This is a genomic window from Bradyrhizobium manausense, assembly GCF_001440035.1.
GTDB classification, from domain to species: domain Bacteria; phylum Pseudomonadota; class Alphaproteobacteria; order Rhizobiales; family Xanthobacteraceae; genus Bradyrhizobium; species Bradyrhizobium manausense.
The window spans coordinates 37,961-63,219 of record NZ_LJYG01000016.1; the positions used below are offsets into that span (position 1 = coordinate 37,961).

The following is a 25,259-nucleotide window of genomic DNA, read 5'->3' on the forward strand; positions in this document are numbered from 1 at the left end:
GGCGGGTGGGATCGAGATTGACGTTGTAGAACAGCACGGGATTGAAATGGATCTCATTGGTGAGGTCCATGAGATACAGGCTGCTCTGGAACTGCAGTCCGCCGGCCTTGATGCGTAGGCCGCCCTCGACGTCCTGCGAGGTCTGGGTCTTGAGCTGGAAGGTCTGCGGTAGCGGATTGAAGAAGGGGTCGAACGACGGTCCCGACGACACACGCTCGTCGACGTCAGGCGTGCGGAACGCTCGCGCGCCGCGGCCGAACAGCGTGAACACGCCGTTGAGGCGCTGCTCGACACCGAGGTGCAGCGCATAATTTGTCTCGTTGCTGTTGAGCGGCACTGCGCCGATGTCGGTATTGAATGGCGCGGCCGGATTGAAATTGTCGCGGGCCGACAGATTGAAGTTCTGCAGCCGCGCGCCATAGGAGACATCCGTCATGGGCGTGACGCCCAGCGTGTGCTGGAAATAGCCGGCGACCGTTTGCTGCCTGAGGTCGTAATTGTGCCAGGGCGCCAGCCCCTGCCCGGCGCCGCGGTTCTGCTGGTAGCTCGCGTCGTAATAGTCGATGCCCGTCAGGAGCTGCGACGGCATGCCGAAAGCAAAGCTCTTCACGCTGAGGCGCGGCGTGATCGACCACGTCGTCAGATCGGCATCGACATAGTTCGACGTGAAGAGGGCCGGAACCGGCGTCGGGCTGGAGAAGAAAGCGCTCTGCTGCTTCTTGTCGCGCACGCCGCCGTCCACGATGAGGTCGACGCCGTTGACCAGCGTCTTGGTGAAGCCTGCCGTTGCGCTGTAGCCCTGCTGGTTGGCGTAGTTGAATGGCGTGCTGGTCCCCCTTCGCGCCGTGGCGAGTTCGTCCAGTCCGATCGAGGGATCGACGGTGCGGCCGCCCGGTAGCCTCAGTTCCTGGTTATCTCCGGTCACGGTCAGGAAGGCAGTCAGGTCGGGCGTCGAATAGTTGAGATTGCCGACGCCATTCTCCTGGGAATAGCGATTGTTGTCGCGGTAGCCGTCGGTCTTGACGACATTGCCATAGAACGAGGTCGACCAGGGACCGGAGCTCAGCGAGGTCGAAACATTGCCGAGCCTGGTATTGAACGAGCCAAAGCCGGCCTCGATGCGCGCGGCAACTGGCGGTCCGCCGACACCGTTCTTGGTGACGATGTTGATCACGCCGCCGATGGCGTTATCGCCGTAGAGCACCGCGCCTGAATTGCCGCGCGTGATCTCGATGCGCTCGATCGAGTTAAGCGGGATGGTGGAGAGATCCACCTGCGCCATGTCGATATCGTTCAGCCGCCGGCCGTTGATCAACACCAGCGTATTGGCGCTCCCAAAGGCACCGAAGCCGCGCAGGTCGACGGTGGTCTTTGCTGCGATCGGGCCGCCGTAGAGCGTCGTGATCTGCGCGCCCGGCGTCTGCGTCGCGATGATCTCGGCCAATGATTGCGACGGCGAATGTTCGATATCCGCGGCCGTGATGACGGTGGTAGCGGCCCCGACGATGCCGCCACCGCTCGTGCCGGTCGGATTGCTCGATGAGGACGAACCCGTTCCAGCGCCGTCGGCCGCACGGGCCGGTGCGGGATTGGTCGGCGCTCGCCGCCGCGTCGTATCGCCGTCGCCGGTCGCTCTCGCGCGCGTGCGGTTCTGGTCGTCGGACTTGATTACCTCGACCGGCGGCAACTGCTCCGCAACAGCCTGCTGGGCGCTGGCGGGTCGAGCAGTGACGAGAATGGCAGGGACTATGAAGCTTGAAGCGAGCAGAACCGCGCGGCGGTGCCGGGCAGCGGTGGAAACGGGAGACATACTATGGCCTCGGTATGACGTCGGTGGCACGTCACAGCGAGCGAGGCTCCACCAGAGCCCTGTCGGACCCGAATGAAACGATGTCTGTACTCCCCGACCGACATCTTCGCGTGTGACCACGGCTGACGGCAGGTCTCCTGGCTCGCGGGTCGTTACCTCTACGTCGCCTTCCCGGGACCGAGATTCCCCAGTGGCCTGAGACGAGAGGTTCGCCGCTTACAGTTGCGGGGGCAGCCGCGGCATAGGGGCAATCCCCGCACCGCATTCCCTATTAATCCCCGAAGGGAGCCGTCGATACAACCGTAAGGGTTCGGATTTGATCACGTCAAACGAGTTCACGAGAATGTTCGGCGGTTCGTCCTTCAGTGTGATTGAAATACATCACCAGTGCTGGGCAGAACCTTTACAACCACACCATCGCTGATTGGCGCGGCAATATTGTTCTTCAATGCTGGGGCTGTCGATCCTGATTTCGCCACTGCGCAATTTGATCGGGGCGCGACGAAAGCTCACGAATTGCCTCGGGTGGGTAGAGGAACAGCCCAACCTGCTTTCTGCCTTGGCTGAAATAAGCCCGACCGCTGGTCGGTATTCGGCCGTCCTTCGACCAGCGACGCAGCTCGGCGCCGGAGACTGCCAAAATCTCTTCAACCATCTTGGCGGCAAGCGGTTCTTTCTTCAGCCGCTCCAGCTTTTGTTCCACGACACCACATAAATCCAAGATCGAATTCTGAGTTGCCTCGGGACACTCGATGATAATTCCGGATTTTACTTGCTTCACAAGGCATTTGAATTCGTCACGAAACGTGGATTTGACCAGCCGAATTGCCTGGGTCGCCTTGTGAGTGCTGCCGGCGGTCAAATCCTCCGAAGGCACAAAGCCGACAAGATGGGCGGCGACATCAGATGTATCCAGATAGCGGACCTGAGCGACTCCCTCGTGCATGCGCTTTTAGGACTTCGACGCAGCGTAAGGTGAAAACAGCGACTGTCTCTCGTCGATCATAAGGGAGCGCCCGATCGGTGGAAAAGCGCGTTGCGGACAATCTATACGTTCGCACACCTTGCAGCCGATGCCAATGGGCACGGCTGACGCGGGATCGTGGATGTCAAGGCCGCGCGAATAGACCAGTTCTCCGGCATGCCTGACATCGCAGCCCAGGGCGACCGCGAAGCTCTTGCCGAGGGACTCATAGCCACCGCTCTTGTGCGAGACGGTCCGCGCGATCCAGAGATAGGCGCGCTCGTCGGGCATCCGGGCAAATTGTGTCACGATGCGACCAGGCGATGCAAAGGCCTCGTAGACGTTCCACAGCGGACAGGTGCCGCCAATCCGCGAAAAGTGAAAATCCGTCGCCGACTGCCGCTTCGAGATGTTGCCCGCCCGGTCGACGCGAATGAAGAAGAACGGTACGCCGCGCGCCGACGGACGCTGCAGCGTGCTGAGCCGGTGGCAGACGGTCTCGAAGCCAACGCCAAAAGCCTCGCCCAGCATGTCGATGTCGTAACGCCGGTTCCTCGCCTCGGTGAGGAACCGTCCATAAGGCATGATCAGCGCGCCTGCGAAATAATTGGCTAGGCCAATTCGGGCGAGCCCGCGCGTCTCCTGATTGGCAAATCCCGCTCCGTCGGCGAGCGCAATCAACTCCCGGTCAAAGGCCAGCATCGCGATTTGCGTCGCGAGCTGGAAGGCGCGCTGGCCCGGCTCAAGCCGGCGCGAAAGATGCAGGGTCCTGTTCTGTGGATCGAAGCGGCGATGCACTGCATCGGCGACATCACCGATCACAACCGTGACGTCGAATCTGCTCTTGAGATAATCGGCGAGCGCGGACGGCGTGACTGCCACCGATGGCGACAGTTCATCAGCCAGTCGCTCGGCGGCATCGTCCAGCTCGGCGATATAGTTGTGGCGTGCGTAAAAGAAGTCACGAACCTCCTCGTAAGGCGTCGACGGCAGGATCGCCGTGTCGGCCTGTCTGTCTTCTCCGAGCCGCGCCGCGAGTGCGGCGCTTTGTTCGATCGCTTGCCGGTAGCGGCGATTGATGCCGACCAGGGCTCGTCCCAGCGCCGGCATGTTCGACGCGAGCTCGCGCAGCTCCGCGGCCGAGACGGTCCCTCCGACCTCCGAATCCGACAACGCCTCTCGCAAATCAGCAATGAGACGGGCCTCGTCATCCTCCGAGAACAGTTGAACGTCGACACCGAACGCGGCGTTGAGCTTGAGCAGAACGGCAATCGTGAGCGGCCGTTGGTTGTTCTCGAGCTGATTGAGATAGCTCAGCGAAATGCCGATCGCGGACGCGAGCGCCTGCTGCGTCAGCCGGCGCTCCTCGCGCAGCCGCTTCAGCCGAACGCCCATGAATGCCTTTTTCATCCGACGCCTCTCGACTTCGCAAACTTTGCAAATTCGCCGCGTTGGCTTCGCAAAGCTTCACCTTTTCAGCACTATACGCCAGTTGTGGAGTTGCAGATATTGCGAATAGCAGACCGGGTTACAAGGGTCACCGGATATCGCGCCATGCAGGCCGCTCTCGAACCAGCCACCAGACCGAACGAGCCGACCCGCTTCGTCGAGGTCGTTTTCCCCGAGCAGGCCAACCACTACGGCACGCTGTTCGGCGGCAATGCGCTGAGCCTCATGGGCAAAGCCGCCTTTGTGGCGGCCACCCGGCGCGCCCGCTGTGCGGTGGTCATGGCGACCTCCGACAAGGTGCAATTCCATGACCCCGTCCACGTCGGCGAACTCGTCGAACTCACCGCGCAGGTCGAACGGGTCGGCCGCTCGTCGATGACGGTCGCGGTCGAGGTCGTCGCGGAAACGCTCGCAACCGGCCATCGCCGCATCGCCATGCAGGGCTCATTCGAAATGGTCGCCGTCGACGCGGCCGGAAAACCGACGCCGGTCGATCCGGCGTCTTCAAGATATGCCTGAAGGATTCCGAACCGTGAAATCGCATAATGTCCGCACCTACAAATCTTCCGAGCATCTCGCGCGTGCGGATCAACTCGCCTGGAAGATCGCCGAGGTCGCTTCCGACCCGGTCGCGGTCGAGCCCGCCGTGATCGAGATGATCGGCAACCGCATCATCGACAACGCCGCCGTTGCCGCAGCCTCCGTTGCGCGCCGCCCCGTCGCGAGCGCGCGGGCGCAGGCCGTCACGCACCCCGTCAAGCCCGGTGCGACGGTGTTCGGCTTGCCGCAGGCGCAGCGCATCTCGCCGGAGTGGGCGGCGTGGGCCAACGGTGTTGCCGTGCGCGAGCTCGACTTCCACGACACGTTCCTCGCCGCCGACTACTCGCACCCCGGCGACAACATTCCGCCGATCCTGGCAGTGGCGCAGCATTGCGGCCTCGACGGCGCGGCAATTATCCGGGGCCTTGCGACCGGCTACGAGATCCAGGTCAATCTGGTGAATGGCATCTGCCTGCACGAGCACAAGATCGACCACATCGCCCATCTCGGCCCGTCGGCAGCAGCCGGCATCGGCACCGCACTGGGCTTACCGATCGAGACCATCTATCAGGCCGTTCAACAAGCGCTCCACGTGACGACCACTACGCGGCAGTCGCGCAAGGGCGAAATCTCCAGCTGGAAAGCCTATGCACCGGCTTTTGCCGGCAAGATGGCGATCGAGGCCGTTGACCGCGTCATGCGCGGCGAAGGCGCGCCCTCGCCGGCCTGGGAAGGCGAGGACGGCTTCATCGCGTGGCTGCTGTCTGGCCCGAAGTCGCAATACGTCGTGCCCTTGCCCGAGAAAGGCGAGCCGAAGCGCGCCATCCTCGATACCTACACCAAGGAGCATTCGGCGGAGTACCAGAGCCAGGCCCTGATCGATCTGGCGCGCCGGATGGGCCCGAAGATCGGCGATCTCAGCAAGATCGAGAGCATCGTGATCCACACCAGTCATCACACCCACTACGTGATCGGCACCGGCGCCAACGATCCGCAGAAGATGGACCCGAAGGCCAGCCGCGAGACGCTCGACCATTCGAGCATGTACATCTTCGCGGTCGCGCTCGAAGACGGCGGCTGGCACCACCAGAAATCCTACGCACCTGAACGCGCTGCACGGCCGGAGACGGTCGCACTGTGGCATAAGATTTCCACGGTCGAAGATCCCGCCTGGACCCAGCGCTATCACAGCCATGATCCCCGGCAGAAAGCATTCGGCGGCCGCGTGGTGGTCACGCTCAAGGGCGGCTCGATCGTCAGCGACGAGCTGGCTGTGGCGGACGCACATCCGCTCGGCGCGCGCCCGTTCGCACGGCTGCAATACGTCGCAAAATTCCGCAGTCTCGCCGATGGCGTCATTGCACCCGCCGAACAGGATCGCTTCCTCGGTCTCGTCGAGCGTTTGCCCGAGCTGACAGCCAGCGACCTCTCCGGACTGACCTTCACCGTCGATTCGTCACAGCTCGGCGCTCAGGGATCGACCGGCATCTTCGACTGGTCCGGCCGCTAAGGCCCGACGCAAGCTCCTTCGGAAATCAAGGGATAGGGACCATGATGAATGAAGCTCCTGCAAAGCCGGCGCCCAAGAAGTCGGTCGCGCTCTCCGGCGTCATCGCCGGCAACACCGCGCTCTGCACCGTCGGTCGCACCGGCAACGATCTCCACTATCGAGGCTACGACATTCTCGACGTCGCGGAGACCTGCGAGTTTGAGGAGATCGCTTACCTGCTCGTGCACGGCAGCCTGCCGACGCCGGCCGAGCTTGCCGCCTACAAAACCAAATTGAAGGTCCTGCGCGGCCTTCCGAACGCTGTGAAGGCGGCGCTGGAGGCCCTCCCCGCCGCGGCGCATCCGATGGACGTCATGCGCAGCGGAGTCTCGACGCTCGGCTGCGTGCTGCCGGAGGCCTCCGACCACAACCATCCGGGCGCCCGCGACATCGCCGATCGCCTAATGGCTTCGCTCGGCTCGATGCTGCTCTACTGGCATCATTTCGCCCAGAACGGCCGCCGCATCGACGTCGAAACCGACGACGACACCATCGGCGGACACTTTTTGCAGCTCCTGCACGGCCGCAAGCCGTCGGGCTCCCATGTCCGCGCCATGCATACCTCGCTTAATCTCTACGCCGAACACGAGTTCAATGCGTCGACCTTCACGGCCCGCTCGATCGCCGGCACCGGCGCCGATATGTATTCGGCCATCACCGGTGCGATCGGCGCGTTGCGCGGCCCGAAGCACGGCGGCGCCAACGAGGTCGCGTTCGAGGTGCAGAAGCGCTATGGCGATGTCGAGGAAGCTGACGCCGACATCCGCCACCGGGTCGCCGCGAAGGAGGTCGTGATCGGCTTCGGCCATCCCGTCTACACGATCGCCGATCCTCGCAACAAGGTAATCAAGGAGGTCGCACGCCGCCTGTCGCGCGAGGCCGGCTCGCTGAAGATGTTCGAGATCGCCGACCGGATCGAGATCGTGATGGCCGAGACCAAGAAGATGTTCGCCAACCTCGACTGGTTCAGCGCGGTCTCCTATCACATGATGGGCGTACCGACCGCGATGTTCACGCCGTTGTTCGTGATCGCCCGCACCTCGGGCTGGGCGGCCCACATCATCGAGCAGCGCATCGACAACAAGATCATCCGGCCGTCGGCCAACTATGTCGGGCCGGAGAACCTGACGTTCGTACCGCTCGACCAGCGCAGCAGCCTGCGCTCGTCGGTCCGCGCAGCCTGAAGGACCTGATATGCCGTATCTCGTCGCCGCGGATCTTCCGCGCCAATCCGCCGGCAGCCGCTTCCGCGAGCTGTTGAAGCAGCCGGGCATCCTGAAGCTGCCCGGCACGCATAACGGCATGGCGGCGCTCCAGGCCAAGGCGGCCGGTTTCGAGGGGCTCTACCTCTCCGGCGCAGCCATGACCGCGTCGATGGGCCTGCCCGATCTGGGTATCATCACCGTCGACGAAGTCGCCTTCTTCATTCGCCAGATCGTCCGCTCCTCGGGGCTGCCTCTGCTCGTCGATGCCGACACCGGATATGGCGAGGCACTAAATGTGATGCACGCGACCCGCGTGTTCGAGGATGCCGGTGCCGGCGCACTCCATCTCGAAGACCAGATCCTGCCAAAGAAATGCGGACATCTGAACGACAAGAAGATCGCCGATGCACATGACATGGCCGCCAAGGTCGCTGCCGCAGCGAAAGCGCGCCGCGATCTCGTGATCATCGCGAGAACCGACGCCGCCGCAAGCGAAGGTCTCGACGGCGCCGTGGCCCGTGCCAAACTGTATATCGAGGCCGGCGCGGACGCGATCTTTCCGGAGGCGCTTAACACGGCCGAGATGTTCCGTGCCTTCGCCCAGCGCATGCCGGGCGTCCCCCTGCTCGCCAACATGACGGAGTTTGGAAAGACTCCATTCTTCACCGCCGGTGAATTCGAGGCGATGGGTTACGCAATGGTGATCTGGCCTGTGTCCTCGCTGCGCGTGGCGAACAAGGCGCAGGCAGAACTTTATGCTGCCATTTCACGTGACGGCGGCACGCACAAGCTCGTCGAGCGCATGCAAACGCGCGCGGAACTCTATGCGACGATCAGATTACACGATTACGAAGCTTTGGATTCGTCGATCGTTCAAACCGTCGTTCCATCCGGTATGCCGCAGCGCAACTGAACGACGAGAGGTTGACGGCACCCCATCGTTGCAGATAATCGGAGACGTCGAGGTTCTCTGGGTCCCGCTTGACCCGGAGCTAAGAGGGAAGCCGGTGCGCTCCCGGTCCAGTTGGACTGACGCAATGCCGGCGCTGCCCCCGCAACTGTAAGCGGCGAGCCCGCATCCAATCGTGTCACTGAAGCGAAAGCTTCGGGAAGGCCCGGATGCAGGCGACGACCCGCGAGCCAGGAGACCTGCCCCGACAACATAATCGTCCACGGGCGGGGTGTCCCGGTGGTGCGCCAAGCAGCTGCCGCATCCGCGGCTGCCGTGCCAGCGTCCGCCATGGCCTTTGCCCCCATCATATTGGGGTTAAAGCTATGACTTCTCTTTCACTTCCTGTCGCCACACTCGGCACGCCCCGCATCGGGCCGCGCCGCGAACTCAAGCTCGCGCTCGAAGGTTTTTGGGCCGGCAAGATCAGCGAGACACAACTCCTCGACACCGCGGCAGGTCTTCGTGCCGCCAACTGGGCGCGCCAGAACTCGCTCGGCGCGACCATCATCCCCTCGAACGATTTTTCGCTCTACGACCAGGTGCTCGACACCAGCGTGATGGTCGGTGCCATTCCCGATGCTTACGGCTGGAAGGGTGGCCCGGTCTCGCTGAAGACATACTTCGCGATGGCACGCGGATCGCAAGGCGATGCGGACGACGTGAGCTGCGGTCATGCCCATCATGGCCATGGGGACACCGCGCAGGAAATGACCAAGTGGTTCGACACCAACTACCACTACATGGTCCCGGAGTTTCACAAGGGCCAGACCTTCAAGCTCTCCTCTCGCAAGGTGGTCGAGGAGTACGATGAAGCCAAGGCGCTGGGGTATCAGACCCGTCCGGTGCTGGTCGGTCCCGTCACGTTCCTCAAGCTCGGCAAGAGCGATGATGCAGCGGTCGACCCGGTTTCGCTGCTCGATGGCCTGCTGCCTGTCTATGTCGAGGTTCTCCAGGAGCTCGGTAGGCGGGGCGCGGAATGGGTCCAGATCGACGAGCCGTGCCTGGTTCTCGATCTCAACGAGACCGAGCGGAGCGCGCTGCAACGTGCCTATGCGCGCTTCGCCAAAGACGTCCCCGGCATCAAGATCATGCTTGCCACCTATTTCGGTGCGATCGCAGACAATCTGCCGGTGGCGCTCGCGCTGCCCGTCGCCGGATTGCACGTCGACCTGATCCGCTCACCGCAGCAGCTCAACCAGATCGAGTCCGGCGCACGCAAGGACCTCGTGATCTCGCTCGGTGTCATCGATGGCCGCAACGTCTGGCGTTCCAACCTGTCGGCGCTGGTCGAACGGTACAAGCCGGTCATCGCCAAGCTCGGCGCCGGCCGCGTGCAGATCGCGCCGTCCTGCTCGCTGCTGCATACGCCGATCGATCTCGAGCTTGAGACCGGTCTCGATCCGGACGTGAAGAGCTGGCTTGCCTTCTCGGTGCAGAAGATCGCCGAGCTGTCCACGCTGGCAACGGCACTTGCAGGCAACGCCGGCGTCGCGGACGCCCTTGCCGCCTCGGACAAGGCCGCCAAGGCCCGCCAGACCTCGCCGAAGATCCATGACGCTTCGGTGGCCAAGCGCATGGCGGCGATCGACGACGCCATGCGCCGCCGTACCAGCGCCTTCGCGAGCCGCGCGGAAATCCAGCGCAAGCGTTTCGACCTGCCGGCCTTCCCGACGACGACGATCGGCTCGTTCCCGCAGACCGCGGACGTCCGCAACGCCCGCGCCGCCCACGCCAAGGGCATGCTGACCGACGTGCAGTACGAGCAGTTCCTCAAGGAGGAGACTGCCCGCACCGTCCGCTGGCAGGAAGAGATCGGGCTCGACGTGCTGGTCCATGGCGAGTTCGAGCGCAACGACATGGTACAGTATTTCGGCGAACAGCTCTCCGGCTTCGTCTTCACCCAATATGGCTGGGTGCAATCCTACGGCTCCCGTTACGTTCGTCCACCGATCCTGTTCGGCGACGTCTCGCGCCCGAAGCCGATGACGGTCGAATGGTGGCGCTACTCGCAGTCGTTAACCAAGAAGCCGATGAAGGCAATGCTCACGGGTCCGGTAACGATCCTGAACTGGTCGTTTGTCCGCGACGATCTTCCGCGCAGCGAAGCCTGCCGGCAGATCGCGCTTGCGATCCGCGACGAGGTCACCGACCTGGAAAGGGCCGGTGCGACCATGATCCAGATCGACGAAGCTGCGCTGCGCGAGGGCTTGCCGCTGCGTCACTCCGAGTGGAAGACCTATCTCGACTGGGCCGTGGAAAGCTTCCGCATCTGCTCGACCGGCGTCGCCGATGCCACGCAGATCCACACCCACATGTGCTACTCGGAGTTCAACGCCATCATCGACGCGATCGCGGCGATGGACGCCGACGTGATCTCGATCGAGACATCTCGCTCGAAGATGGAGCTGCTCGATGCGTTCACCGGCTTCAAATACCCGAACGACATCGGCCCCGGCGTCTACGACATCCATTCGCCGCGCGTTCCCGAGACCGGCGAGATGAGGGATCTCATCACGCTGGCCCGGAAACGGCTGTCGGACTCGCAGCTCTGGATCAATCCGGATTGCGGCCTGAAGACGCGCAAATGGGAGGAAGTCCGTCCGGCGCTCGTCAACATGGTCGCTGCCGCACGCGAGCTTCGAAAGGCGTCTTGACGCTGATGTAACTCTCCCCTCGGCCTCAAACGGAGACTGCCGATGCGATTCTGGATCAAATGTACCCGCTTTGACGGCGGTAAGCCCTATCACGTCAATTTCTCGCTGGTCGGCGGGATGTGGCGCGATGGCGATAAGACGATCCTGGAGTTCGTCGGCAGCGGGGCGCAAACGATCGAGGTTCGGGAGACCCCAGAAGAGATCCTCGCGATTCACCTCGGCACGTCGGGGGCGTCCAATCCGTGAACTCCGTTAGAAATGCGGCCGGCACCGATGCAAATCAGGCGCCGGCCGACTTGAGACAAGTGGGTTCACACCCCGATCACTGGTATCCCCTGGCATGGTCGCAAGAGGTGAAGCGCGGGCGTGCCTTCGCCTCCTCGTTTGCGGGTGAACCTATCGTTATCGTTCGCACCGAGGCCGGCGATCTGTTCGCGCTGGAAGATCGCTGCGCGCATCGGCAGGTCCCGCTGTCGAAGGGCGTTGTCAAAGATTGCCATCTGCGCTGCTGCTATCACGGCTGGAGCTACGACTCCTCAGGCCGCTGCGTCGACGTTCCCTATCTCGGCAAAGATAAGCTTCCGAACGGGGTGCGCGCCTATCCGTGCTGCGAACTGGATGGGGTCGTTCTGGTATGGCCGGGCCGATTGCCAGCCAAGCTGCCGCCTACAACGCTCGGGGCCGCAGCGGATCGCGCCTACAAGACGCGACGGTTCGGACGAGTCGTCAATTGCCACTACACTTTCATGCACGAGAACCTGATGGACATGAACCATCAGTTCCTGCACCGACGGACCACCGGAAAAGTCGGCCCGCGCTATCTCGGCAAGCGGTCCGGCGAGGGCTGGATGGAGCTGGACTACAGCTTCCGCCGCCCCGGCGAACGCGCCCCGCTCGGTGAGAGCATGATCGTCGGCAGTCTCCGTGCCCCCTCCGCCGCACCGCGCGACCTCATGACGATCCGGACGGACTACCCGCACCAGTCCCTGCGCCTCTGGACCTCGGGCGAGAAGCCGGTCCTGCATGTCTGGCTCGGCTACACGCCGGTCGATGCCGATCAGCGCAAGAACCAGACGTTCATCATGCTCTCCGTCCGGCGCCCGAAGATTCCCGGCGTGCTTGAGCTCGCCTGGCCCTTCCTGGCCAAATTCACCGACCGCGTCTTCGACGAGGATCGCGAGATCGTCGAGACGGAGCAGGCCGCCTACGACGCTCAGGGCGGAGACTGGAATCAGGAGGTATTTCCTGCGATCCGCGACCTGCGAGAATTGCTAGCCCTGCAGGGGGGGCGTAATCACGCTTAGAGGTCCAAAGACCGCTCATAAGGTGTGGCTATAGGTTCGATTCCCTCGGGGTCGCCAGCTAGAGCAGCCCTTTCTGCGGCGGTCCGTTTCGTGGACCGCTTTCGCATGCACGAGTGCCACGAGCGAAACGTGGGCTGACACATTCGCGATCTCGAAGGCGGCGCTCAGAGTGCATTGCCAGCGCGACGGTCAGCCAACAAAACAATTCAAGAATTTCGTGAGTCTCATGGGTGAGCCACTAGACGTCGGTGTGTTCTATGGGCCGGTACGGACGGCAGCTGTTGCAAGTCTCATCACGGAGACCACCAGTGTCGTGATCAGCGCCCGCTCAGAATTTGAACGAGGTCTCGATCTCGTAGGTGCGTCGCGCCCCGAGGAATATCTGATCAGGATAGAACGGATCGCTCCACGCCGCGTAGATGGCATCGGTCAAGTTACGAACACGGAAGGTCACGCGCGTATTATCGAAAGTCTGGAAACGCGCAGATTTCGGGATATCGATGAAGGCGAATGCATCGACCGTCGTATAGGCGAGCATTTTCACCGTGTTGGCGTCCGTGCTGTAACGGTCTCCGACGTGACGGACGGAGAACCCTGCCTCGACCGGGAGCCAGCCCGGGTTGAGGAAGCGATAGGAGGCGCCGCCATTGACGACGACCGCAGGAATGTTCGGTGGCGTATTGCCGGAGAAGGAGCCGCCGGCAAAATCGAAATCCGCGTAGCGGGCGTGAACGTAGGCGACATTCCCCCACAGCTTCAGCTCCGGGAACGGGCGTGCGGCGGCGGAAAACTCGACGCCTTGGGATTTCACCTTGCCGGCAATGCCGACGGTTTGACCGCCTTGGGCCGTGTAAACATTGTTGCGCTCGATATCGAAGGCGGAGAACGTCCATTCGGCCCGGCCGTCCCACAGCAGATTCTTGATGCCGGTCTCGTAGCTGCGCGCATCCGTGAGCGTCAGCTTCTGCGTTGGGTTGAGCAGAAACATGCTGCCGGCCGACAAGTCACTCGCGGTCGCGTACTGGCTATAGAATGTCAGTCCCGGAATGGCTTCCCAAGTATACCCGATCCGCCCCGTGACTGGGTCCCAGTTTGCTGAATAGGGGAAGCCGACCTTGCTTGCCCCGTACACGTCCGTCGAGGTGCGATCGAGCGTGAATGGATTGTAGCGCAAGCCGCCGATCAGCGCGAAGGTCGGCGTCAGCTTCAGGCGGTCTTCAATATTGAATGCGACGCTGTCGATTGTGGCGGTCTGACGCTGCGTCGTCAGCAGGCCGTAGTAGCCTCGTTGCGGGTCGACCAAAGCCACCTGATCGTAGGGAAAATTGGCGGCCGCGGGCCGCGTGAACTCGAGGTGATATGCCTCGACGCCTGTTACGAGACGGTTTTCTATCCCAAGGAAGCGCGTATCCCACGTTACATCTGTGTTGTTGCCGACTGTATTCTGATTGTGATGTACGAAGAAGCGCTCCCGATCGATTGGATTGTTGACGCGCGCCGGGTCGTTGTTGAACGCGCTGACCTCGCTGTTGTACCAGTCGCGGCTGGCATTGTATTCGTAGGTCTGGCTTCTCAGCGTCACATTGTTGCTGAGATTCCACTCGAACCCGCCGCGCGCCCAAGTCTCCTTGATGGTCTTGTGGTTGTCGAGCACGTTGTAGTTCGTGTTCAGCGTCCGGCTGTCGATCGTGACGTTACCGAGGTTAGTTGGATTGTAGTCCGACACTTTGGTGCCCGACACAATTCCACTCGTGGCGTAAGGTCCGCTGTAGGAGATCGGGACCAGCGGTGTACCCTCGTAGACATGGGCCTTGTAGTCCTTGTACTCGACGGCACCGAACATCTTGAACGTCTCGGAGAGACGATAGTCCAGTTGGCTCGAAACGTGCAGGTTCTGCGTGTCGGTATCGTCGATGGAGCCCTTGACGCCCGAGCGACTGATGTCGAAGCGGTAGTCTAGCCCCTTGATGTTTGTGCTACCGCCAGAGCCATAGCCGGTTCGATAGCTGCCGTAGGAATCGAAGCCGAAGAATGCTTCGTTCTGGATCGGGCCGCTATGCGGGGCTTTAGTGACGTAGTTAATTGAGCCGCCGACCGCGCCCTGTCCCGTCATCAGCGAGGACGGTCCCTTCAGGAACTCGACCCGGTCGAGATTGAACGTCTCCGCCGGCAGAAAGGTGAAGCCGGTCGGGCCGACATTGATGCCGTTATAGGTGACGTTGATCTGGTTGCCCTGGAAGCCGCGCATCGCGAACGAAACGTCGTTCGGCGCGTCGCCGGCAGTGACGCCGGTCGCGCCCTTCACCGCATCAATCGTGGTGTGATAACCCTGCTCGCGGATCGTGTCGGCTCCGACGACCTCGACCGACGCGGGTGTTTCGCGCGGCGTCAGACCGAGCCGGCTGGCGCCTTGCGCCACAACGTTCGTGTTGAGCGGCGTTCCTGGAGCCGTTGATTGCGCTTGGGTCCTGGGAGCTGCGGGTGCTGAAACATTCGTTCGCGATCCCGTGCCCGCACGCGCAGTCCGACCCGAACGCGGCGAACTGACTGCCGGCCGTCGTGCCGGCTGCTCCTTCGGCGCATCGACTTGGACCGGAGGAAGCGTAGCACCTGCCGCGGTCGGTTTGTCTTGAGCCCCGGCGGGACAGGTCACGGCAAGTGCGATGGCGAAACCTGAAAGAGAAACTAACGAAAACAAACGACGCATACGCCGCCCCACATTTACCAGCCGGCACGCGCCGGTTCACCTCGCCCGGACTTGATTAACTTCTGTTAATGAGTATGATGTCAATCAAGAAAGATCATACTCTCCTATTGAGGGTGCAACTGTGTCCGGCGCGACACTGGCCTCGGTCTTGGACATCGATCTTGTCCGATCCGATGCATATGCCGGGTGACGGGTCGCGCAGCAGGTCGATGCTCGAAGCAATCGAAGTCACAAAGCGATTTGGCGCAAATTCTGCGTTGGACCAAGTGTCGCTGAACGTCTCCCCCGGCGACATCTACTGCCTTCTGGGAGCGAACGGCGCAGGCAAGACGACACTCATCAACCTGTTCCTGAATTTCCTCCAGCCGACGTCCGGCTCGTTGCGGATCGGTGAGCTCGATGTTGCTCAGAATCCCTTGGAGACAAAGCGTCTCCTCGCTTACATCCCGGAGCAGGTGACCCTCTATGCTCCACTGACGGGCGTGGAAAATCTCGCATTTTTCTCCTCGCTCGCGATCGGGGAGCAGCTATCACGCGAGCGGCTGCTCGCGCTGCTGGAGGCAGCCGGTCTTCCGCGTCAGGCGGCCGATGACAGGGTTGCCACTTATTCAAAGGGCATGCGCCAGAAGGTCGGAATCGCAATCGCACTCGCCAAGGACGCGAAAGCTTTGCTGCTCGACGAGCCGACTTCGGGGCTCGATCCGTCGGCAGCGAACGAATTTTCTGAATTGCTCGTTAATGCCAGCAAAAATGGGGTTGCCGTTCTGACGACGACCCATGACCTCTTCCATGCCAAGCAGACCGGCACACGGATTGGCATCATGAAGCAAGGACGGCTGATCGAAGAACTTAGAAGCGAAGACGTCAGTCATGCGGACCTCGAAATGCTGTATCTCAAGCACATGAAGAGCTGACGTGTTCACGACCATTGCAGCCAAAGACCTGCGCGAGTTGCTCCGTGACGGCCGGCTCTTGTGGAGCGGCGCCCTGATCGTCGTGCTAATGCTGGTGGCACTGGCCAGCGGGTGGAACCGACAGGCGCAGGTCAACAGTGAGCGGGTGGTGGGCCAGGCCCTCGACTACGAGGCCTGGCTGCGTCAGGGGCCGCGACATCCGCATGATGCGGCCGAACAAGGCATGCACGTGTTCAAGCCGGAGCCGCCCCTCGCTGCGTTCGATCCAGGCGTTGAACCGTTCGTCGGCTCGACGGTCTGGCTGCAGGCGCACCGCCAAAGTGAGCTCAAGTTCCGACCGGCGCAGGATGCTACCGGCCTACAGCGCTTCGGCGAATTGTCGCCTGCCTGGATTCTCCAGGTTCTGCTTCCGCTTCTCGTCATCGTCGTCGGCTTCGATGCCGTCAGTGGCGAGCGCGAGCGCGGCACGCTGCGGCAACTTCTCAGCATCGGCGTGCCGGCAAGAAGTCTGTTGCTCGGCAAGGCGGCGGCCCTCGCAAGCAGTGTTGCTATCCTGATCGTGCCGCCTGCCCTCGCCTTTTCAATTTTCGTGGCGGCTCGAATGCCAAACGCAGAGCGGCTCGACGTAGTCTACCGAATGGCTTGGCTCGCAGCTGGTTACGGTTTCTATCTCGGCTTCTACATCTTTTTGACGCTCGCCGTGTCCGCGCTCGCACGCTCGTCGCGCACTGCGCTAGTGCTCCTGTTGGGCTTCTGGGTCACCGCGACGCTGATCATACCGCGGACAGCGTCCGAGGCCGCCAATCTGTTCTACCCGACGCCGTCGCGGCTAGAGTTCACCGACCACCTCTCGCACGACATGGCGGAGGCGGCCGATGAGGCTTGGCACAACCACTTCGGCGTCCGCACGCAATGGGACGCCTCGCTTCCGCTCAGCAAATGGGGAGCCGCGCTGAAGGTCGATGACGAGGCCGGCTATGGCGTGCTAGATGTAACCTTCGGCAGGCTCTGGGATACGTTCGAGAGCCAGCAGCGGCTGCAACAATGGGTCGGCCTGATCGCACCCGTCATTGCCCTGCGCGACTTTTCCATGGGCCTCTCCGGAACCGATTTCTCGCAGCATCGCGACTTCTCGTCCGCCGCCGAGACCCAGCGCCGCAAGATCCAGGACATCGTCAGTCAGGACCTGATCGACCACGCCGATCCTCTGGGCAATGCTCATTTTACCTACAAAGCCCGCCCGACGTTATGGGCGATGGTCCCGCAATTCAAATATGAGCTGCCGAGGGTCTCCTTCGCGCTGGCGCATCACTGGCCGGCGTTGGCATTGCTGACGATGACCTGGTGCGCCGCGGCTCTGCTTGCCGGCTACGGCATCTCTCGACCGCTGATGCGATAGGCCGCTGGAATGACCTCGCTTCCGCCCGCGCGCGCCTCGACGCTGTCGCTCATCCTCCGCAACGAAACCCGTATTCTGCTGCGCGACGGCACGCTGCCTCTGGTCTTCCTCATCTTGACCCTCATGGTGGCCTGCGGCTTGTTTGTCGGACTTGGGCAGGCCTCGCTTCGCCAGCACATGATCGATAAGGTAGCCAGATACGAGCAGGACAAGCAGACCTCCAATCAAGAGACGCTGCAATCCGTCATCGCCGGCAAGGAGGCACTGGTCCCATTTGACAATCCGGCCAACCCCGCCGCGCTGGCCGGAACCCTGGCTGGCCGTCACACCACGCTTTACAACGCGCCGCTCGCCGCCTTGTCTGTCGGCCAGTCTGATCTGCTGCCGAATTACTACCGGATCAGCTATCTAAGCAAAGTCCAGTTCATGTACGATACAGAGATCGAAAATCCGTGGAACCTGCTCAGTGGCCATTTCGATCTGTCGTTCGTCATAGTGTCGGTGCTGCCGCTGCTCGTGATTGCTCTCGGCTACAACATGCTCTCAGCCGAGCGCGAACAAGGCACTTTGCGAATGGTCTGCTCGCAACCTGTTTCGGTTGCCAGCATCGTCACCGGAAAACTTCTGGTGCGCTTTCTTGTGGTGCTTGCGAGCGCTATTCCGCTGCCGCTCGTCGTGATCCTTGTGCTCAATCCCGAGACGCAAGGCCAGGAGCAACTTTTCCTGATGCTTTCGTGGTCGGTGCTGGTAGCAAGCTATGCGCTGTTTTGGTTCGCGCTGGCAGCTCTCGTGAACGTTGCCGGACTGTCTTCCTCTGCGAATGCGCTGATCATGATCGCGGTCTGGACCGTGTTCGTACTGATCGTGCCGGTCGTGCTGAATCTCGCCGTGAGCAAAATCAGCCCCGCGCCGTCCCGGACCGAATTGGCCAGCCGAACGCGTGTCGTTACTGCGGACGCCCTGCTCGAATACGAGAAGCTCTACAGTGCTGACTACCGTTATGCGTCCGACCCCGAGGCGATGAAGGTCAAGGACGGGAACATCGAGGTGCCCGCGCGCATGCGTGCATTCTTCCTGGCCAAGCAGCGCGTCGACGAGAGGATCGAGCCGCTGCTCAAACAATTCGACGCGCAATTGCTTGAGCAGCAAAGGCTTGTCGACGTACTTGGATTCCTCTCGCCTGCCATCCTCGTCAACGAGGCGTTGAACGGAATTGCAGGCACGGACTCCCGGCGCTTTGTTGCGTTCAAGTCGCAAACCGAGGCTTTCCATAACATTTGGCGCGAATATTTCGCACCGAGAATTAAGGATGACCAGGCGACAACGATTGACGAACTAAATGCGTTGCCCCGGTGGCATTGGTCCGAGCCGTCCACAAGCGATGTTAACTGGCGTGTCTGGTCGCGCATCATTTTGGTCTTGATGCTCGCCGCCGGCATCGGCGCTGCGACCAAATATCGCTTGGTACGTGACCCGATTATCTGAGCCAGGCAATGATTAGGCATTTTCGGTCGGATGTACCTAGCGGGCTAGCTCAAAACCATTCTTACCGTACAAGTAGCAAGGCCTTGCGGAGGCAGGAGGCAGCAAGGCACAAGAAGTGTCGTACAAAGAGACAAATGCTTGCGCGAGAGTTGCTAGCCAAACTCGTTGGCTTGCGAGCTATGCACTCGCGATGACATTCTCTGACTTTCGCGCGGATCGTCTCAAGGATTGCGGTGGCCGACTCAGTTCAAGTTAGAGCATTTCCAGCGATCCGCGAGCGCGCTTGGCCAATCTGCCTTGTGTAGTAGTCCCAGAGAAGCTGAGCAACGCCACTTTTTTGCCTTCACGCTAAAATAGCTCAGTGTAATCATACAACCACACAGCTCTGTTTCGCAGTGGGATAGGATTGAGATGGGCTACGATCTTCGTGAAGCATTCTGGGTAAGCCGACCGAGACTTGGCTACCGCCTTGATCGCTATCCTCTTGTCGCCGCAGGTTTAGATTTGAGGGATCTAACGTTTCGTAGCTCGCTTCGGGACCGCTCGCCGCAGTGGAATGTTGATAGTAGTGGCGCAACCACAGGGCTCACTCCTGAAGATTGCAGATCTGTCCGCACCTCTCTGGAAGTCAATCTAGCTTCTCTTTCGCGACAAAGGCAGCACTTGGAGCCTGCGGTCGCGAGTATCCACCGGCACTCTCCTCATGGAAGCACTTAGGTCGCTTCACAGCGACAACCAAGCGGCGCTGAAGCGGCCCAAGAACGTAATGACCAACTCACATAGAGATCCGGTCACCGGAAATCCCACGTAGAGCTTCGACAGTGCCAGTAAATTTCCAAAATCTACGTTGGGCGATTGTGGCGTCACAACACCCCAGCCTCCGCCAAGCGGCTGAGACGCTCAGAATCAAACAGTCAACGCTCAGTCGTCGCCTGCAAAGCCTCGAACACGCATTGGGCAGCAGGCTATTCGATCGGACAAACGGCGGCACGCGGCCGACCATCGAGGGACGGGAATTCCTCGATGCGGCCCGACGCTTCGTGGGTGAGACGGAAGCAATCACGGTCCGTGTCGGGAAGCGCTCGCGCGGTGAAAGCGGTCGATTGACCACTGGAATCCATGCCTCATTCTCAGCCGGCAACCTCCGAGCGACCCTCGTCGACCATAGGTATCGATTTCCCGATGTCGATAGGAAACTGGTCGACGGATCGAGAGACCATCTGATGTCCGACCTCACCAGTTCGGCGATTGACGTCGCCTTCGTGGCCGAACCAATTCCGGAGTGGGGCGACAAGTCATTATTGCTTTGGAGCGAACGCGTCGTCGTTGCTCTTCCCCAGAGCCACCCGCTGACAGCACGTGATGTGATTCGGTGGGGTGAACTGAAGGAAGAAACATTTCTTTTGTCACAGCACGGGCCGGCGCCGGAACTGCTTAAGCTCCTCGTCAGCAAGATGGGAGGTTCCGACCCGTGTCGACTGATTCACCATGATGTAGTGCTGGACCGGCTTCTCACCTTGGTCGGTGCGGATTGGGGCATCCTGCTGGCATTGGAAGGGGCGACCGGTGCGACCTATCAGGGCGTCACTTTTCGTGAGGTGCATGATGAGGAGGGGCCGATGCGGCTGAGCTTCCGAGCGTACTGGCGGCAGGCCAACGACAATCCGTCATTGCGACCGTTTCTTGACCTGCTTCGCGAGCGCTATCCTGATCTTTCCACCACCCCCGAGTCCTGAGCAGCATTTCGTCGTGCCTTCGTAAAGGCTCGATCGGTTGCCATGAAGCGCTCGATCATCGGAGCGATCAGTTTGCCAGGGTCGGTCGACGACGTCGTGCCTCCACTACGCGCCAGAATCTTAGCATAGCTTTTGAGATCCCTGAAGATCGCCGCCGGGAGCTCGACGGTGAGCTTAACTGGTTTGTCGTCTTCGAGCGGGCCGAGCTTGAGCTTCGTCACTGTGTTCCTCCCTTGCGGTACGGCGCCAGCACCAAATCGCGCGTGACGATCACGCGGACCGGGAAACCTGGACGGATGGTCAGCGTTGGTTGAATGTTAAGCTGGCGTTGGACGATCTGCTGGCCGGTCTGGCTGATGCTGTTGGAGGCACCGCTGCGGATCGCTTGAACGAGGTTGTTCTCGTTCTGGCTGGTGCCCGCCTCGGCTCCGACGCTGAGCATGGTCGAGAGGACGGCGGCCTTGAACAGCATGCCCCAGTGGTTGTCGACCTCGTCCTCGAGCCCGGCATAGCCGCCGGTGTCGGCGCCGGGCTGGCGCTCCAACACGATCGAGTTGCCATCAGGCATGATGATGCGGGTCCAGACCAGGAGGATCCGACTCTGGCCGAACGCAACGGAGCTGTCATACTGACCAATCAGCTTAGCGCCCTGGGGCACCAAAAGATATTTGCCCGACGGGCTGTCATACACCGCCTCGGTAACTTGGGCTGTGATTTGGCCTGGCAGATCAGACCTGATGCCCGTGATGAGCGCCGCCGGAATCACGGTGCCTGCCTGCACGACGTAGGGAGAGACCTTGGCTTCGAGCCGATCCGGACTGACGGTGCGCTTGTCCGTCGGCGCGTTTAGGAAGGCCGTCTTGCGGTCCTGCATGTTTTGGGCGGACCCGGCATCGACAGGGGGTGTCGTGGCCGTGGCTGACGCAGTTGCGGCCGAGGTATTTGGGATGACTTGGCCCGCGTTCTGGGGTTGCTGAACAGTCTGGGCGAACAGGCGGCTGACGCGGGCCGCCTCGATCTCCTGGGATCTGTGCTGCGCCTCCGGATCGGGCGCCGTTCCCGGGACCACCGTGTTGGGTGCCGCGCCTGCGTTGAGGATCGGCTTGCCGAGATCGCCGGGCAGCGGCGGCCCGAGCGGCGGCACCTGTCGCGGCAGTCCGGTATAATCCTTCGGCAAGGCGGCAAGGCCCTCAGGTGAAGGGCGGTTCTGGGTGCTGAGCAACTCCTGGCCGGCTTGCTGCTTGTTGCGGGTCTGGAGCGCGTAGCCGAGCGCACCCGCGATTGCGAGGGCAGACACCGCGCCGAGGCCGATCAGCATCTTACGTGAGAGGCGCGTTACAGGGGGCCGCTCGCCCCGGAGCCGAAGATCCGGCGGCGCGAGGGGTGGGACATCGTTCTGACGTTCGTCTTCGCTGCCTATCGCCATGCGCGTGGCCTTCCGTCGGTGCGGACGATGCGCACGCGCCGCTCGCTGTCCTTGTCGCCGAGGCGCAATTCGGCGGCGGCGAACAGGCGATCGACGATGTAGTAGTTGCGGTTCGCCCGGTAGTTGACCAGCTCAGACCCGCCGGCTGGTCCGATGACGAAGAGGGGCGGCATTTCACCCTGAACGATCCCGCTTGGGAATTCGATGTAGACCTTGTTGCCGTCGTCGAAAGCGCGCAGCGGACGCCAGGCCGGATCATCGCCCTCGATCGCGTAGCGAAAGTTGATCGATCCGAGATCGACACCGGCTGCAATTGGCGCTGCCGCTTCCGCTGTCGCATTCTGCTGCCGAAGTGCGATCAGTTGATCCTCGGGATATTGCCAGGAGACCGAGGCCATATAAGTCTTCTCCGTCGAGCGCAGCTCGAGCAGATACGTCCGCCGATCCGTGTTGATGACGAGATTGGTGATCAACTCCGGCCGTGTCGGCTTGACCAGGATATGGATCTTCCTGGTCGGCCCCGCGCCGCTCTCGGTGTCCCCGATGATCCAGCGCACGGTGTCGCCGGCAGCAACCGGACCGGAGCCGACCAGTTGCTCGCCCTCCTGGAGGGCGACATCGGTGATCTGGCCGGGCGACGTGTACACCTGGTAGAGGGCTCCGCCTGAGAACGGATAGACCTGGACCGCGTTGATGAAGCCGTTGCGGACCGGCTGCACGCGCGCTGCGGCATTGGCCTGTTTGACGCGAGCTTTTGGGTCGGCGGCTTCCGGGACACGTTTGCCGGCGGCGAGCGGTTTCAACTGGCCAGGAAGCGGCAGGGGTTTTGGCAATTCCACGATCTTGATGGGCGACGGCGGATCGGTGGTCAGCGTCGCGGGCTCCGCGCTGTCGTAGTTGATGTCGGGCGGGGTGAAATTGTGCGCGCAGCCGCCAAGCACCGAGACGGACATCAGCAAAGCCGCCATCGCGGATTTACGGAAACACGTATCGCTGGCTTTCCGGTTTTGATGAATGATGTAGAGACGTGAAGCCGGACCTCCGGCATTTGGAGAAAACGGCGGGGTCATTGTCCCAGCTCCTTCGACCAGTTGATGGCATTGACGTAGATGCCGAGTGGATTCTTGCGCAGCCGGTCGGCATCGGTGGGCGGCTGAACCGCGATGGTGAGAATGGCAGTCCAGCGTGTGGTGCCGGCGAGCGCGCCGTCCTGATAGCGGTGCTCCACCCAGGCCACGCGAAAACTGTCTGATGAGGCGCGGATGACGCTGGAGACGTCGATTGCGACCTGCTGCTTGCCGAGACTGGCGAAGGGGTCGTTGGCACGCGCGTAGTCGTTCAGCGCCACCGCGCCCGCCGTGGTCGTAAAATCATACGCCTTGAGCCAGTTCTCCCGCACGATGATCGGATCGGCCGGAAGCGAGCGCACCATCGCGATGAAGTGCGCGAGGTACCAGGCAATTTGCGGATCGCTCGGCCGGTAGTCGGCCACAGCGGGCGCCACGGCTTGGGCTTCGCCGAGTTTGTCGACCTGCACAACCCAGGGAACGACGGTGCCGTGCGTGGACTGCCAGACGAGCCCGCCGGCAAGGCCGCACGAAAGGATCAGCGAACCGAAGGCCATGAGCCGCCAGTTCTTTGCCTGCACGCGCGCTGAGCCGATGCGGTCGTCCCACGCTTGCGCGGCGCGCTGATACGGGGTTTCTGGTTCGGGCGTGCGGCCGTACCGGACCGACGATCGCCTGAAGACTGACATTGATTATTCTCCTCCCTTGAGGTCGACGGAGTGGCCGCCGCCATGGCTGTCGCCGGATTTGAGGGCTTGCGCGGCCGTCTGCGCGCCGTGAACAATCGTCTGATTGCGCTTGACGCGCTGGGCCCAGGCGGGCGGACCGCTCTCGCTCGCCGCTCCAGGGGTAGCTCCATTGTTTGCGGCCGCTCCACGCTTAATGGTCCCGATCGTCGAGGAACCACCCGTGTTTGCGACACCGGCGCGGGCGCCAGAGGTGAAGCTCTCCGCCATTGCTCCCACTGCTTGCGCAGCGGCGCGTCTTGCGGGAGCTGTCGCCGCGCTGGCTGCAGCGCGGCCGGCGCCACCGAGACCAGAAGCGACGCCGCCAGCGCCGGATCCGCCGGCTGATGCGAGGCTGTAGGCAGAAGACATGCCGCCTGCCATCGCCGCACCACCGCGCGCGGCGGCCGCAGCACCCGAGGTCGCGGCCATTGCTCCCCTCCCCGCGAGCCCAAGCCCCGCGCCCGCCGCCATCGCCGTGCCGGCAACGGCAAGGCCGGTGCCGACGGCAGCACCCGCGCCAAGCTGCGGTGCCCCGGACACGAGACCGGTTGCGATGCCGGGACCGAAGATGCCAAGACCGAGCATGGCGAGCGAGGCGAGCACGACCGAAAGCGCCTGCTCGATGGTCGGCTGGCCGCCGGCATAGGCTGACGTGAACTGGGAGAACAGCCCAGTGCCGATGCCGACGATGACGGCTAGCACCATCACCTTGACGCCGGAGGCGACGACGTTGCCGAGCACCTTCTCGGCCAAGAAGGCGGTCTTGTTGAACAGCGCGAAGGGAATGAGGATGAAGCCGGCGAGCGTCGTCAGCTTGAACTCGATCAGGGTCACGAACAGCTGCACCGCCAGAATGAAGAAGGCGATCAGCACCAGCAGCCAGGAGACCATCAGCACGGCGATCTGGACGAAATTGGCGAAGAAGCTGGTGAAGCCCATCATCTGGCTTGCGGCGTCGAGCAGCGGCTGTCCCGCATCTAAGCCGACCTGCGCAAGCCGGCCCGGCCGCAGGAAGTCAGCGGTCGATATCGACGAGCCGCCGGCCTTCAGGCCAAGACCGGCGAAGCTGTTGAAGATGACGCCGGAGAGATTGTTGAAGTTGGTGATGATGAAGGCGAAGAAGCCGATATAGAGCGTCTTCTTCACCAACCGCTGAAGAATATCTTCGTCGGCGCCCCAGGCCCAGAATACGCCGGCCAAGGTGATGTCGACGACGATCAGCGTCGAGGCAAGATAGGTGACCTCGCCCTTGATCAGGCCGAAGCCAGAGTCGAGATAGGTGGTGTATGTATTGAGGAAGGTGTCGATGACGCCGACATTGTTCATCGCTCACCTCCTTCCCTGGCATTCGCCGTCGACGGAGTGGCCGG

General features: G+C 62.1%; 19 protein-coding genes, 1 pseudogene and 2 riboswitches. Of the genes and pseudogenes, 11 read left to right on the forward strand and 9 right to left on the reverse strand.

Annotated features, from left to right (window positions below; all coding sequences use genetic code 11):
- The 3 genes and pseudogenes from AOQ71_RS02690 to AOQ71_RS02700 form a co-directional block, all read right to left on the reverse strand.
- A pseudogene (locus tag AOQ71_RS02690) lies at nt 1-1,810 on the reverse strand (TonB-dependent receptor); the annotation flags it as partial.
- 110 nt (nt 1,811-1,920) lie between these two features.
- Nucleotides 1,921-2,118: riboswitch (cobalamin riboswitch) on the reverse strand.
- Between the two features lie 137 nt (nt 2,119-2,255).
- Entirely contained in the window at nt 2,256-2,756 is a 501-nt protein-coding gene (locus AOQ71_RS02695) for a hypothetical protein (protein ID WP_057741352.1), read from the reverse strand.
- 6 nt (nt 2,757-2,762) lie between these two features.
- Nucleotides 2,763-4,184 carry a short-chain fatty acyl-CoA regulator family protein gene (locus tag AOQ71_RS02700; protein WP_057741355.1) on the reverse strand — a complete coding sequence of 474 codons (1,422 nt, stop codon included), beginning with the start codon at nt 4,182-4,184 and terminating at the stop codon, nt 2,763-2,765.
- Nucleotides 4,185-4,328: 144 nt separating this feature from the next.
- Between AOQ71_RS02700 and AOQ71_RS02705 the strand changes: the two genes are divergently transcribed.
- From AOQ71_RS02705 to AOQ71_RS02735, 7 genes are all read left to right on the forward strand, one after another.
- The gene (locus tag AOQ71_RS02705) at nt 4,329-4,742 is read left to right on the forward strand and encodes an acyl-CoA thioesterase (RefSeq protein ID WP_057741358.1); all 414 of its coding nucleotides are present in this window, start codon (nt 4,329-4,331) and stop codon (nt 4,740-4,742) included.
- Between the two features lie 13 nt (nt 4,743-4,755).
- Nucleotides 4,756-6,273 (forward strand): MmgE/PrpD family protein, encoded by a 1,518-nt coding sequence (locus AOQ71_RS02710; RefSeq protein WP_057741919.1) that lies wholly within the window; start codon nt 4,756-4,758, stop codon nt 6,271-6,273.
- A 41-nt stretch (nt 6,274-6,314) separates the two neighbouring features.
- Nucleotides 6,315-7,496: a bifunctional 2-methylcitrate synthase/citrate synthase gene (gene prpC, locus AOQ71_RS02715; RefSeq protein ID WP_057741361.1), complete on the forward strand. Its 1,182-nt coding sequence runs from the start codon at nt 6,315-6,317 to the stop codon at nt 7,494-7,496.
- Nucleotides 7,497-7,506: 10 nt separating this feature from the next.
- Complete coding sequence (gene prpB / locus AOQ71_RS02720; RefSeq protein ID WP_057741364.1) at nt 7,507-8,430, forward strand: methylisocitrate lyase; 924 nt, start codon at nt 7,507-7,509, stop codon at nt 8,428-8,430.
- A 33-nt stretch (nt 8,431-8,463) separates the two neighbouring features.
- Nucleotides 8,464-8,688: riboswitch (cobalamin riboswitch) on the forward strand.
- A 104-nt stretch (nt 8,689-8,792) separates the two neighbouring features.
- Nucleotides 8,793-11,123: a 5-methyltetrahydropteroyltriglutamate--homocysteine S-methyltransferase gene (metE, locus tag AOQ71_RS02725; RefSeq protein WP_057741366.1), complete on the forward strand. Its 2,331-nt coding sequence runs from the start codon at nt 8,793-8,795 to the stop codon at nt 11,121-11,123.
- 42 nt (nt 11,124-11,165) lie between these two features.
- Nucleotides 11,166-11,369, forward strand: coding sequence for a hypothetical protein (locus tag AOQ71_RS02730; protein WP_057741368.1), 204 nt, complete (start codon nt 11,166-11,168; stop codon nt 11,367-11,369).
- Nucleotides 11,370-11,428: 59 nt separating this feature from the next.
- Nucleotides 11,429-12,427, forward strand: coding sequence for an aromatic ring-hydroxylating oxygenase subunit alpha (locus AOQ71_RS02735; protein ID WP_245316660.1), 999 nt, complete (start codon nt 11,429-11,431; stop codon nt 12,425-12,427).
- A 328-nt stretch (nt 12,428-12,755) separates the two neighbouring features.
- On the opposite strand, the gene AOQ71_RS02740 is transcribed toward AOQ71_RS02735, so the two are convergent.
- Nucleotides 12,756-15,134 carry a TonB-dependent receptor gene (locus AOQ71_RS02740; RefSeq protein WP_057741373.1) on the reverse strand — a complete coding sequence of 793 codons (2,379 nt, stop codon included), beginning with the start codon at nt 15,132-15,134 and terminating at the stop codon, nt 12,756-12,758.
- 161 nt (nt 15,135-15,295) lie between these two features.
- Between AOQ71_RS02740 and AOQ71_RS02745 the strand changes: the two genes are divergently transcribed.
- The 4 genes from AOQ71_RS02745 to AOQ71_RS02760 all read left to right on the forward strand — a co-directional run bounded on the left by AOQ71_RS02745 (nt 15,296) and on the right by AOQ71_RS02760 (nt 20,668).
- Nucleotides 15,296-16,048, forward strand: coding sequence for an ABC transporter ATP-binding protein (locus AOQ71_RS02745; protein ID WP_245316661.1), 753 nt, complete (start codon nt 15,296-15,298; stop codon nt 16,046-16,048).
- Nucleotide 16,049: 1 nt separating this feature from the next.
- Nucleotides 16,050-17,447, forward strand: a complete 1,398-nt coding sequence (locus AOQ71_RS02750; protein ID WP_057741376.1) for an ABC transporter permease subunit — start codon at nt 16,050-16,052, stop codon at nt 17,445-17,447.
- A gap of 9 nt (nt 17,448-17,456) precedes the next feature.
- A complete protein-coding gene (locus tag AOQ71_RS02755; protein WP_057741379.1) occupies nt 17,457-18,932 on the forward strand; it encodes a DUF3526 domain-containing protein in 1,476 nt (491 codons plus the stop codon).
- An 821-nt stretch (nt 18,933-19,753) separates the two neighbouring features.
- The gene (locus tag AOQ71_RS02760) at nt 19,754-20,668 is read left to right on the forward strand and encodes a LysR family transcriptional regulator (RefSeq protein WP_057741381.1); all 915 of its coding nucleotides are present in this window, start codon (nt 19,754-19,756) and stop codon (nt 20,666-20,668) included.
- On the opposite strand, the gene AOQ71_RS42410 is transcribed toward AOQ71_RS02760, so the two are convergent.
- From AOQ71_RS42410 to trbL, 5 genes are read right to left on the reverse strand one after another with little or no spacing between them, the layout of a single operon-like run.
- Entirely contained in the window at nt 20,635-20,889 is a 255-nt protein-coding gene (locus tag AOQ71_RS42410; RefSeq protein ID WP_083513885.1) for a DUF2274 domain-containing protein, read from the reverse strand. The two genes, AOQ71_RS02760 and AOQ71_RS42410, sit on opposite strands and share 34 nt — an antisense overlap.
- Entirely contained in the window at nt 20,886-22,094 is a 1,209-nt protein-coding gene (locus AOQ71_RS02765) for a TraB/TrbI/VirB10 family type IV secretion system protein (protein WP_057741384.1), read from the reverse strand. Before AOQ71_RS02765 ends, AOQ71_RS42410 begins: the two co-directional genes overlap by 4 nt.
- A complete protein-coding gene (gene trbG / locus AOQ71_RS02770) occupies nt 22,085-23,164 on the reverse strand; it encodes a P-type conjugative transfer protein TrbG (protein WP_057741386.1) in 1,080 nt (359 codons plus the stop codon). Before trbG ends, AOQ71_RS02765 begins: the two co-directional genes overlap by 10 nt.
- On the reverse strand, nt 23,161-23,850 hold the full coding sequence (trbF, locus tag AOQ71_RS02775; RefSeq protein WP_057741388.1) for a conjugal transfer protein TrbF: 690 nt from the start codon (nt 23,848-23,850) through the stop codon (nt 23,161-23,163). The genes trbG and trbF overlap by 4 nt, the downstream gene beginning before the upstream one ends.
- Before the next feature lie 3 nt (nt 23,851-23,853).
- Nucleotides 23,854-25,215, reverse strand: a complete 1,362-nt coding sequence (gene trbL / locus AOQ71_RS02780) for a P-type conjugative transfer protein TrbL (protein WP_057741391.1) — start codon at nt 25,213-25,215, stop codon at nt 23,854-23,856.
- Nucleotides 25,216-25,259: the final 44 nt, after the last annotated feature.